Origin of the sequence: Ruoffia sp. FAM 26255 (assembly GCF_045528525.1) — a bacterium.
Taxonomy (GTDB): Bacteria; Bacillota; Bacilli; order Lactobacillales; family Aerococcaceae; genus Ruoffia; species Ruoffia tabacinasalis.
On record NZ_JBGQQX010000060.1, the window covers coordinates 1 to 11798 of the forward strand.

At 35.3% G+C, this 11798-nt stretch carries 11 protein-coding genes; 4 read left to right on the forward strand and 7 right to left on the reverse strand.

Features of this window, described 5'->3' with window-relative positions; translation table 11 throughout:
• Nucleotides 1-195: 195 nt before the first annotated feature.
• From ACEN31_RS09780 to ACEN31_RS09790, 3 genes are all read left to right on the forward strand, one after another.
• Nucleotides 196-1083: a CobW family GTP-binding protein gene (locus ACEN31_RS09780; protein WP_407090589.1), complete on the forward strand. Its 888-nt coding sequence runs from the start codon at nucleotides 196-198 to the stop codon at nucleotides 1081-1083.
• A 107-nt stretch (nucleotides 1084-1190) separates the two neighbouring features.
• Nucleotides 1191-2204, forward strand: a complete 1014-nt coding sequence (locus tag ACEN31_RS09785) for a permease (RefSeq protein ID WP_407090581.1) — start codon at nucleotides 1191-1193, stop codon at nucleotides 2202-2204.
• A gap of 14 nt (nucleotides 2205-2218) precedes the next feature.
• Complete coding sequence (locus tag ACEN31_RS09790) at nucleotides 2219-3121, forward strand: TIGR03943 family putative permease subunit (RefSeq protein ID WP_407090582.1); 903 nt, start codon at nucleotides 2219-2221, stop codon at nucleotides 3119-3121.
• Between the two features lie 311 nt (nucleotides 3122-3432).
• On the opposite strand, the gene ACEN31_RS09795 is transcribed toward ACEN31_RS09790, so the two are convergent.
• From ACEN31_RS09795 to ACEN31_RS09815, 5 genes are all read right to left on the reverse strand, one after another.
• Entirely contained in the window at nucleotides 3433-4881 is a 1449-nt protein-coding gene (locus tag ACEN31_RS09795) for an ABC transporter ATP-binding protein (RefSeq protein WP_407109305.1), read from the reverse strand.
• A 1-nt stretch (nucleotide 4882) separates the two neighbouring features.
• Nucleotides 4883-5614 carry an energy-coupling factor transporter transmembrane component T family protein gene (locus ACEN31_RS09800; RefSeq protein WP_407090584.1) on the reverse strand — a complete coding sequence of 244 codons (732 nt, stop codon included), beginning with the start codon at nucleotides 5612-5614 and terminating at the stop codon, nucleotides 4883-4885.
• Between the two features lies 1 nt (nucleotide 5615).
• Nucleotides 5616-6194, reverse strand: a complete 579-nt coding sequence (locus ACEN31_RS09805) for an MptD family putative ECF transporter S component (protein WP_407090585.1) — start codon at nucleotides 6192-6194, stop codon at nucleotides 5616-5618.
• A gap of 136 nt (nucleotides 6195-6330) precedes the next feature.
• Entirely contained in the window at nucleotides 6331-8070 is a 1740-nt protein-coding gene (locus ACEN31_RS09810) for an ABC transporter ATP-binding protein (RefSeq protein WP_407090590.1), read from the reverse strand.
• Nucleotides 8070-9812: an ABC transporter ATP-binding protein gene (locus ACEN31_RS09815; protein ID WP_407090586.1), complete on the reverse strand. Its 1743-nt coding sequence runs from the start codon at nucleotides 9810-9812 to the stop codon at nucleotides 8070-8072. The genes ACEN31_RS09810 and ACEN31_RS09815 overlap by 1 nt, the downstream gene beginning before the upstream one ends.
• A 367-nt stretch (nucleotides 9813-10179) precedes the next feature.
• Here ACEN31_RS09815 and ACEN31_RS09820 point away from each other — a divergent pair, with 367 nt between their 5' ends.
• Nucleotides 10180-11112 carry a transposase gene (locus tag ACEN31_RS09820; protein ID WP_407109306.1) on the forward strand — a complete coding sequence of 311 codons (933 nt, stop codon included), beginning with the start codon at nucleotides 10180-10182 and terminating at the stop codon, nucleotides 11110-11112.
• 133 nt (nucleotides 11113-11245) lie between these two features.
• On the opposite strand, the gene ACEN31_RS09825 is transcribed toward ACEN31_RS09820, so the two are convergent.
• Together ACEN31_RS09825 and ACEN31_RS09830 are read right to left on the reverse strand one after the other, a co-directional pair.
• Nucleotides 11246-11428, reverse strand: coding sequence for a hypothetical protein (locus ACEN31_RS09825; RefSeq protein ID WP_338488284.1), 183 nt, complete (start codon nucleotides 11426-11428; stop codon nucleotides 11246-11248).
• Complete coding sequence (locus ACEN31_RS09830) at nucleotides 11425-11661, reverse strand: ATP-binding protein (RefSeq protein WP_407090591.1); 237 nt, start codon at nucleotides 11659-11661, stop codon at nucleotides 11425-11427. Before ACEN31_RS09830 ends, ACEN31_RS09825 begins: the two co-directional genes overlap by 4 nt.
• Nucleotides 11662-11798 lie beyond the last annotated feature (137 nt).

Consider the following 11798-nt stretch of genomic DNA (forward strand, 5'->3'; position numbering starts at 1 on the left):
TCATCCGTGGTAAGATGGGTGTAGGTCATTTGTGGTCACTCCTTTGTATTCTTTGGTCGGAATTACAAGTTGAGTGTACCACAAATGGCTGTTTTAGTTGTCTAGCTTAATTTTACAATCGGCGTAATAACAGTTAAGGATGGTTGTTTTAAAAAGATGACAATTCACATAAATTGGTAAACTTTACCGCAAGGACTGGTAAAGTCGGCCGCAAAAGGTGGTAAAAAGAACCGCACTGCTGGTAAAAAACGGCCGCAATACTCATTAGGCGAAGTAAATGTAGAGAACCATTTGTTTGAAAGTCAAAATGTACAAGAGTTATTGGACGGCTGTATATGTTGTACGATCCAGGATGACTTAAAAGAAACGCTAAATAGATTAATAGAAGATCATAAAAACCAACCGATCGATGTATTATTCATTGAAGGTACTGGTGTAGCCAATCCTGCTGAGATAGAGGAATTATTAAATAGTCCAATGTATTTTAATCAATTTGAATTAAGGTCAATGATCAGCCTTGTAGATGCAAGTAAGTTTCTAGCTTATCGAAGTATTTTTTCAAGTACGGGTGAAGTACGTAAATTATTATCTGAACAGATTTCAAGTGCTACAATCATTTTATTAAATAAAATAGATATTGTAGCAAAGAAGTCTCTCATAAAAATAGAGAAAAAATTAATAGAGGACATAGGGTTAGGTGTACAGATTTTCAAGACAAAATACGGTGAAATTCCCATAAATGAGCTCTTTTCAAAAAGGTATGCCGTGCATCAATCAAACACTGGATACAATGAGCATCACCATCATTCCACAATTAATACGCTAAAGATAGACAAGTTACCCGTAATGCATCGATTTGAACTAGAAAACTGGCTTAATAGTCTGCCGAAGACAGTTCTAAGAGGGAAAGGAATCATTAGATTAAAAGAGGATCCTGGATTATTTAATATGCAATTTTCATCAGATAGATTGGTCTTGGAAAGAATGAAAGGGAATCAGTCAACCAATCCAACTTTAGTTTTAATAGGGGATCATTTGAATAAAAATGAAATATTAGATCATTTTTCAAAGCTATTTAACTAGGCATTAACTTCTGTTGATCATGATACAAGCAAGCTCATCTCATTTTATCGCAGCATACTTTCAAAAAGGATTCTTAGATTAAAATGGAATAATATACGGAGAGGATAATGAGCATGTTTCGTTCGCTTCATTCATATTTATTTGATTTCACTGGTATATTAGTCATATTTATTGTTGTTTATTTTATTTCAGTCAGCCAATCTGTCGGAGATGTATTATCAATTAAACTACCGAATTCTTTTGCACAGTCAAATACTATTTTTTTAAGTATTTTAATTGAGGCTCTTCCATTCGTTTTAGTTGGCGTACTTATTGCAGGTTTTATTCAAATTTTTATTACCGAAGATCATCTTAAGCGTTGGATCCCCAAAAATAAAATCTTAGCTGTTTTTGTTAGTTGTATAGTAGGTGCAATATTTCCGGCTTGTGAATGTGGGATTGTACCTATTGTAAGAAGGTTGATTGCCAAAGGTGTTCCTATTTATGCAGGAGTTGGCTTTCTGCTGACAGGACCATTGATTAACCCAATCGTTATTTTTTCCACTTATGTAGCCTTTGGAAATGATAGTAAGATGGCGGCTTTAAGAATGGGTGTTGGATTTATAGCAGCATTGCTCATCACTTTGATCATAAGCTATCTGTTTAAATCAAATCAACTTAAACATACAGTGTCAGACTTTGTTCATACAGCGGATTTAAATAAAAGAAATGAGCCGTTTTTGCGCAAATTTGAAGGGATGTTAAAACATTCCATAGATGAGTTTTTTGATATGGGGAAATATTTGATTATCGGTGCCTTTATAGCGGCATTGGTACAAACATATGTAAAGACATCATCGCTTTTCATTCTGGGTGATAGCCTTGCCGGGTCAACAGTTATTATGATGAGTCTTGCCTTTTTCTTATCATTATGTTCTGAAGCCGATGCTTTTATAGGAGCTTCATTTAGTAATTTGTTTCCGTCTACTTCGATACTAGCATTTTTAATATATGGACCAATGATTGATTTGAAAAATACAATCATGTTATGGAGGGCATTTAAAGCTAAGTTTGTATTCATTTTAATCATTGTAATAACTGTAATTGTGTTTATATGTGTTCAGTTAACTTCATTCATTTAAGGAGGCGAGTTGTCATGCGCTTTAATTTCCAACATCTTTTGCGGGCGGTTATTTTAGCAATCTTTGCTACATTCTTTATTAAGCTGCATTATACAGGGGATATCATAAAATATATTAATCCCAAGTACAATTGGATGAGCCTCATTACTGCCGGTTTATTTATATGCTTGTTCCTCATCCAGCTATGTAGGGTATGGGAAAGTGAGGAAGATAACCACGCATATTGTCCTCCTGGATGTAACCATGATGAGGGCGGTTCGTCTTCATTTCCGAAGAGGTTACTAGGCTATGTCATTATTATGTTACCATTAGTAACTGGCTTCGCATTCTCGCCTGCAACATTGGATGCTTCTATTGCGGGTAAAAAAGGTATTAATTTATCCCAATATAGTGGAAATGAAGATGCAATGTTCATGGAAAGCAGTGAGCCAGGAGCGGCTACAGAAAACTCACAAATAATAGAGCATACAATTCCTTTACCTAACAATAACTTTATTACAGATGATATATATGACGAAGCAATGGAGAGATTAAAAGCCTTTGATATGATTCAAATGAGTGATCATATATATGCCTCTTATTATCGTGCAATTAATACAGAACCAGACTCTTTTATGAATAGGAAAATTAATATAAAAGGGTTTGTCTATAAAGAAGAAGGGTTTAATCCAGACGAATTAGTGATCGCACGATTTGTAATCACGCATTGTATTGCAGATGCAAGTGTCATAGGCTTTTTATCGGAATTTGACCAAGCGATTAATTATGAAGAAAACACATGGATTGAACTAGAGGGAACATTAGACACTAAAAATTATTATGGAGAAGAGATCCCTTTAATACAAGTGGATACAGTAAAAATAATCGAAGAACCAGTTGAGCCATATATCTATCCAGTTATGATAAAATACGATTAGGAAATAAGCCAGTTCAAGAGCGCAAATTTTTAGAGTGGCTCAAGTAAGGTAGCTTATTTGTATTTCGTCAAAATTAAAAAGCAAGTGTAGAAAATCAGTTGCAATATTCTACACTTGCTTTATTTTGAAGATAAAGGTCCAATATTGTACACTAACAGCAGGAATAATCGGTAATGCAGATATGAAAATGACAACTGCCACTAAAGTTCCAATCACAATACCCAAAATGAGATGCAGGGCAGTTCTCTTTCCTACTATTTGAAAAGCTTATGTTATCTTACCCTCGTCTTACATTTTATTGTCAAAAATTTCTACCCTTCATATTTGGTACAAGGCAAAACAACATCTACAAGTTGAAAAATAACCTCAATATCATGAGTAACAATAAAAATAAGATTATCAGGTGATGATATTTTTTGGATTTCTATGCAAAGTTGTTCTAATGACCTTCTATCCAATCCAGATGTTGGCTCATCAAAAACAATGATTCGTTTATAAGATAAAAGAGCAGAGGCGACCGCAACCCGTTGTTTCTCACCTCCTGAAAGGGATGCAGGATGACGATTTTCTACAGATGACAATCCCAATTTTCCCAAGACATCTTGCGCTTGCTGTTTTGAAGCATCTGCACCTAATAGAACTTCATTAATCACCGTATTGGAGAACAATTGCTGATTGACATCTTGCATGACCATAAATCCACGTTGATTTAATGCTTTTTTATTTAAAACCCTTTGATTTTCCTGAATTGTTCCTTGATATTTCATAAACCCTAACAAAGTATTGATAAAGGTGGTTTTGCCAGCCCCATTTTCACCTACAATACCGATGATACTCCCACCATAAAAAGCGAGTTTCGGGATTTGAAAAACTGTTGTATCTTGATAAGATACGGACAGATTCTCTAAAACAATTTCTGGAGCTTGTTGTGGATCAGGTGTTTTATCACCCAAGTTATGCAACTCCCACTTTTTCCCTTCAGTAATGGCTTTTACTTTTTCAAACGTAGTTGTTAAATTCAAACTTCGCAACCCCATTTCTGAAAGGTTTTGCTCACTTTTGCTGTAAAGTTCTTCAAAGGAATAGCTTTCTTGATATTTTCCCGACTTTACATACACAAATCGATCAGCTAGATCTTTGAGCCAATACAATCGATGTTCTGATAAAACGATCGTAAAACCAGTAGCCTTTAAATTTAACAAAATAGCTTTTAACTTTTCAATAGAATCTTGATCTAAATTGGCAGTTGGTTCATCTAGGACTAAAATTTTAGGGTACATAGAGATAATAGAACCACAAGCAATTTTTTGTTTCTCCCCGCCAGATAACTCAAAAATACTTCTGTTGATTAAATTAGCCAGATTCAAGTCATATATCGTCTGTTCTGCTCTTTTTAAAATTTCATTACGATCTAAATTCAAGTTTTCACAACCGAATATAAGCTCATTGGAGGTATCAAGATTGAAAAATTGAGACTTGGGATTTTGGAAAACCGTACCAACATCTACAGCAATTTCACTGATTGTTTGATCTTTAGTAGACTTCCCAAAGAGTTTAACCTCTCCTGTTAATGTTAATGAATTGTAAAATTCTGGAATTAGTCCATTGATAACACGAGTAATCGTGGTCTTTCCACAGCCGCTTTCCCCGCATAAGACTACACATTCGCCTTCTCTTACGGTTAATGAAAAATCATCTATTATAGGAGGTGAATGGTCAGCAGAAGTTACAGTAATATTTTGAAGTTCAAGTGCATTCATTCTAAACCCCTCCCCCGAAAAATACTATAAAGGTTACCGCAACAATAAGTAGCAGTAAATCTACAAGACCTAGCCTAAACTTTACAATGGTCGTTCGTTTTCTCCCGACATCCAATCCCCGTGTCATAGCCGCAGCAGATAGTTCTTCCATTACTTTTCCCGAAGAAATCAGCATCGGCACGACCAGCCTTTCAATGGAGACAACAGGATGCTTCATAAAATAAATAGGACCAATTCGAATATTTCTAAACACCAATGCTTTCCTTATATTTTGCAGATGTTCTCTCAATGTTGGAATAAATCGCAGCATCACGACAAATGAAACAGCAAATGCATCTGGAATCCGCAGCCGTTTAAAAACTGCAAGGTATTCGCTCGCTGTGGTTTTTTCTGCCAAAACATAATACATGGCTATCGTTGGCAAAAATACCCTAATCACGTTGAATACAACAAAAACAAGAGCGAATGATTGTGCTGTATCTGTTATATTAGCAATTTCCTCCAACAACAAAGTACCGAAAAATACCAATGAAAACTTATAAAATAGACCCCATGCTTTTGTATTCAATAAAAACAAACCAGACATAACCCCTACCAGACATTCTGCAAGCAATGAACCACTTCTTATCATGACAACAGAAGACACAATAAAAACTGCAATTTTTGTGATTGGTGAAACATCTAAAAAGGTTTCTTTTTTAAAGTGCAAAACAGTCTTTATTTGTGATGACATTTTAGACAATACCAGCTTGTTCAAAATGTTTCTTATTCAGTTTATGTCCTAATTTAGCACCGATCAAACCGCCAATAACTGCTAAGATCACTAAAACGATAAGAATCCAGTCCGGAGTCAGAGCTGAAATCCGATCTACATAGTCTTGTCCATAATAGTCAGCTGATGTTTTCATAAACTGATCTCTTGCAAAAATTAACATTGTGAACGCTCCTGCAATACTGATGTTAAAAATGCTGTACGCAATAGCACTTTTTAATTTTATGTTCCTATTTCTATTTGTCATCATTAACTCAGCTATCAGACCAACAATAACTGAGATACCCAACGGAACTAATGAGTATGATGACATGACTAGGCCAGATAAAATAGCTAAAATTAAAATTGCTCCCTTTTTTGGAACCTTAGAAATATATAGGACAAATACTGGACCCTCAATAATTCCAATAATCAATGGTGCCAATAAATAAGTAATCGGATTAAAGCCCAGTAACATAATAGCTACGAGCATAATTACCACGTACAGAGCTGCAAATGCCCCTGCAAAAATATAATCTTTTGTGTTCATCTTTTTTTTCATTAAAATTCTCCTCTTCCATTCGTAATTAACCATGTTAAATTTTCTATTTTAAGTTGCCTGTTCACTATTTCCAATAAAATTGAAATGAAAAAGGACTTAAGTGTATGAATGCTTTTCCTCATACAATGTTACTTTTTTAACTGACGGATGACTGCATATTTATTTTGCCGTACAAATTGGAATAAAGACCAGTTTGCTTTACCAATTCGTCATGTTTGCCTTCCTGAACTACTTCTCCTTGATTAATTACTAAAATGTTATCTGCCGCCCGTATCGTGTTTAAACGATGGGCAATCACTAATAATGCTTTATCTCTGACCAATTCTGATATCGCTTGTTGTATATAATATTCATTATCCGCATCAATACTGGCAGTTGCTTCATCTAAAACAACTATAGGAGCATCTTTCAATATACACCTCGCAATGGAGATCCGCTGTTTCTGTCCTCCTGATAAGTTTCCACCGCCTTCTTCAATCACTGTTTCAAAACCTTGTGGGAATTCTTCTATAAATTCATGACATCTTGCTTTTTTGGCTGCTTCTAATACCTCTTCTTCCGTTGCATTGACATTCCCTAGTTTAATATTATTGTAGATGGTATCTTGAAACAGATAGGTCGTTTGAAATACCATGCTAATGGATGACATTAACGTTTCTAAAGGTAGTTCCTTTACTTCAACACCGCGAATTTTAATATGCCCTTCATTAATATCCCAAAACCTGGTCAACAGATTGGCAATCGTGGTTTTCCCAGACCCAGAAGGTCCTACTAATGCAGTCATAGTATTAGGATATAGTTTAAAACTCACATTCTGTAAAACTGCTTTCTCATCATAACCGAAAGATACATGTTCAAATGCCACTTCTTCCTTGGTTTTATTTAGAGGTGGCAGTTTTTGAGACCCTATATCACTTAATTCTTTTACCTCAAATAACTCATTCACTCTATCCAAACAACTATTCATAATCGACAACATTCCTACTTCTCCAGTCAAGGTTTTTAATGGCTTGAAAAATACAAGAGCAAAAAGCAGTAAAGCAATCAAGTATTCTGTTGACAGTTCTCCTGTGCTATGCAAAACTAACGCAAGAATAAAAATAAGTGATGTGGATATAGCTAATAAAAGATGCGTTTTCCCGATCCAGCTAGCAAATTTCCCTTCTAATGTCAGGGCTGTGTTTTTACTTTTTTTAAATTCTCCCCGTAGACTCTTAGCGCCTGCGCCCAATCTATTGAAGCTTTTCATCACAGCAAGACCCTCCACAAAGGACAGCACTTCATCTGTCAGTAGTTCACTTTGATTCTGCCTTTTTTCTCCTTCGACAATCGTTTCCTGTGCCATTTTTTCAGTTAGGAAATAATAGATCATCAATGTAAGAACAGCAACCAAGCCTAAACGATAGTCCAATATAAAGAGAAAAATCGTTAAAATCACTGTACTTAAAATATAATTGAAACTGTTCGCAATTTTACCCATGATATTTTCTTCTACAAACAGCAGATCTGTACTTAAAACAGAACTGATTTTCCCAATATTTCCTTCTGTATAATATCCCATCGGAATCTTTCTAAACCTGTCAGCTAGTTTAATTCGAAGCCTTGCAAAAATTCGATAGCCTGCATCACTTTGAAGCCTATCATTCATATAATGAAACAACATTTGTAAAGATGCAGATAGCAACAATACGAAAAACAGAAAGATACTATGAGTCCCAGTCATTTGGTTGTTCATCAGTGCGACAATCGTTAAAAAGGCAAGCACTAAAGGAATTCTTTGGAAGATGGACTCTAATACTGAAAATAAAAATGCTACTCTGATCCGATTTTTATATTCACCAGACAAATCAAGAACCCTTTTCACTAATTTAAATATCATTGAAGTTCGCCCCCTTTAGGTTGCCAGTTTTCACTTTTTATCGCAGCGTTCCATAGTTTTTGATAAATACTGCTACTTACTACAAGGTCACTGTGAGAACCTTCTGATTCAATATTTCCTTTTTCCAAAACATAGATTTTTTCCGAATCCATAATATTCATTAATCGATGGGCAATCGTAATGATTGTTTTACCCTCGGATAATTCAGTAAGTGCTTGGTTGATAAGTGTTTCATTCTCTGCATCAATATATGCCATTGCCTCATCCAATAAGACAATAGGGGAATCCTTAAGTAATGCCCTAGCTATACAAATTCTTTGTCGTTCTCCTCCAGAGAGCTTATCGCCTCGTGTTCCGACAATTGAATGAATGCCTTCTGAAAGGTTTTCAAAAATGGACACACATTGTGCCCTTTGAGCAACCTCCATCACTTCTTCATCAGTGGCACGAGGGTTCCCGATGCGAATATTTTCGAGAATTGATTGATTGAATAAATAAACATCTTGGGAGACATAGGAAACCAAATTACCTAATGTTTTCAAACTCAACTCGCTTATATCCTGCCCTCCAATCGTAATACTGCCTGTACCAACATCGTAATAGTGAACTAACAGTTTTGCCAACGTACTTTTCCCACTGCCAGATTCTCCTACTAAAGCTGTTGTTTCACCTTCTTTTGCAGTAAGGGTCAAATTATTGACGACAACTTCATCATCGTAATTGAATGAAATATTATTGAATGTGACATCATAATTTGCCCCGGTAAATTCACTAGTGCCGGTTTTGATGGGTTCTTCCTCCATAACAGATTCTAAAACTTCAATTTTGTAATTAATTTGCATCAATGCCGGTACAAAGGAAATCAATCGAAGTAAAGGAATTCCAAGACTGGATGCTAGACAAAAAGTGAGTACAAGTTGAGAGAGTTCTGCACTTTGAGAAAGGACTAGATAAGAACCTACAGGTAACATAACCAGTGCCGTCGATGAAAACATGATCGTGTATACAGACATAGATGGCCAACAAGCTTTATACCAAGCAAGTGTTTTATCTCTGTAATTCAAGATACTTTCTTTAAATTTTCCAAAGTATTGTCCTTCTTGGTTAAATACTTTTACTACTTCCATACCATTAATGTACTCAATGATTGTATTGTTCATATGTTGACCAGCTGTAAAATAGTCTGCCATCTTACTTTTCCCTATTTTGAACATGTAAAAAAAGGCAACTAGAGCAATAGGTATGGTGACTAAAGCAAGCAATCCCAATCTAATGTCTATCAACAACATACTGATAATCACAAAAATGGAAATGGTTAAATTAGCGATGCCTTCTGGAATAGCATGGGCCAATAATGTTTCCATGCTATCAATATCATCGACAAACACTTTTTTCATTGTCCCTTTTCCTTTATCCTCCACATAGCCAATCGGCAGCTGTTCCAGCTTTTCTTGTAAGCTTCTTCTTATTTCTTCCAAGACTCTAAATGCAAAAACATGGGAGTTACCCAACCCTGTGACATAGAGTATACTTTCTAAAATCAAAGAAACGGTAATAATGGCTGCAATTATTCCTACATAGGAAACTGTAAAAGGTTGATCATCTACTAATCTGGAAATGAGCAGATAAATCATAAAATAGGGAACGATACTGAATGCCACACTAAAAATACATTGTAAAATGGAAATATACATGCTCTTTTTCTCGTTTTCCCCATAGGCTAATATTTTCTTAAACATTGATTTTCTCCCCTTCTATCTTAGTGCAACTATAAATTAATTAAAGAGAGAATGCAACTTGAATTTACCCAAAATTTTCTAATTTAAAGAATAACTTTAAAAGCCCGAGAAATACACATGTGGAAAACATGGATTCCTCGGGCTTTTTAGCTGTCCACAGCATAAATCTGTGGACTATTTGCATCCTGTTCCATGTTATAATTGAGTCACGACAAAACAAAAAAACAAAAACAGGAACTGAGGTTATTCTACCATGAAATCTACGGAAATTTATCAAATGAAGCGAAATTTACTTACATTTTTAGAAAAATTGACCAAAGGTCTTTCGAAACCGAGAAAGAAATTTTACAGTGATATTTTATATGGAATGTCTAAGGCGCAAAACACACTATTATCAGATATTGCACGAGCCTTAGAAGAAAAGATTGATTTACAGTACACCATTAAGCGCTTATCTCGTAATGCCGCTGAAGAAAACGATTTGAAACAGATCCATCGAAACTACTTAAATACTTTAAAAACATCTATTCCAGATAACCCTTTGATTATTGTAGACGAATCAGAAATTGTTAAACCCTATGCCGAAAAGATGGAAAATTTAGCTCTAGTACGTGATGGGTCAAAGAATGTTCTTGAGAAGGGTTATCCTACCCTTAATTTTTCAATGGCTTCACCAAAAACGAAACACCCCTTACCGCTGTATAATCATTTGTATTCTTCTAAAGAAGAAGATTTCCAAAGTCAAAATATTGAAATAGCCAAAGGCTTTAATACCGTCCATACTTTTTTAGGAAAGAAAAAAGCAACCTTCGTTATGGATCGCGGGTACGACCGAAATACGATATATGAATATGTCCAAAATATCGGACATCACTTCGTCACTCGGTTAAATGATAATCGGTATTTAATACATAAAAATCGTCGAGTAAAAGTACCTGATTTAGCAAAACGACGAAAAGGAAAAATCAATTTTAAAACCGAAATACAAGGCGAAGAATATAGCCTGAAGGTTAGTCACATTAAGGTTAAGTTGCCTGTTTTACAAGATATGCCTCTAAATATGGTTGTTGTATATGGTTATGGCGAAAAGCCAATGAAATTATTAACGAACCACTCAATCAAAGGGAAGGACGACGTCCTACGTATCCTAAAAAGTTATATCACTCGTTGGCGAATCGAAGAACTGTTCCGTGTTCAAAAAGAAGAGTTTCAGTTAGAAAAAACTCGAACAATGACATTAAGTTCTTTGCGAATCCTATATACCATTATGAATTGCCTTATTGGTGAATATTGCGGTTAGATAGCTCCACCTGTGCGGACTTTAGCCCCACTCAATGCGGAAGATAACTCCATCGGTGCGGAGGGTGCTCCAAAATAATTTAATTTGCTTAAGAAAAGGCTACTATCCAGGTGATGGATGAGTAGCCTAAATTTTATTCTGCTAAAGCGTCATCAATATACTTAACTGCCATTCTCACTATATCATCAGCCGAAGGCTCTTCTTCCTCTAAAAAATGTGGGAGAAGCAAGGATTCTAGCTCCTCCATTATGTGATCAGGAAGATAACGATGGAAATAGTAGCGTGCAATTCGATCTTCAATCTCTTGTGAAATCATGATATCTCTCCTAATCCATGGCGTTCTCGCATAGAGATTTCACCATCGATAAGTATTTTATACGAATTATGAACGACACGATCTAGTATTGCATCAGCCAACTGAACATTTTCAATTTTCTGTTGCCAACCATCTGGCGCAAACTGAGAACAGAAAATAGTAGAAGTTTTGTGTAATCGAGCTTCTATTATTTCTAATATGTGAATCGAATCTTCTTGCGTTAATTCCGTCAGAAGCCATTCGTCTTATGAAAAGTTATTTATTATGTAAAGCTAGATTCAAGTCCTGTTGGTTTTGTAAGCTTTTTGTGTTTCTAACTATACATAATATAGTATCCTTATTCTAAAAGGAGGACGAAATAATGGATACT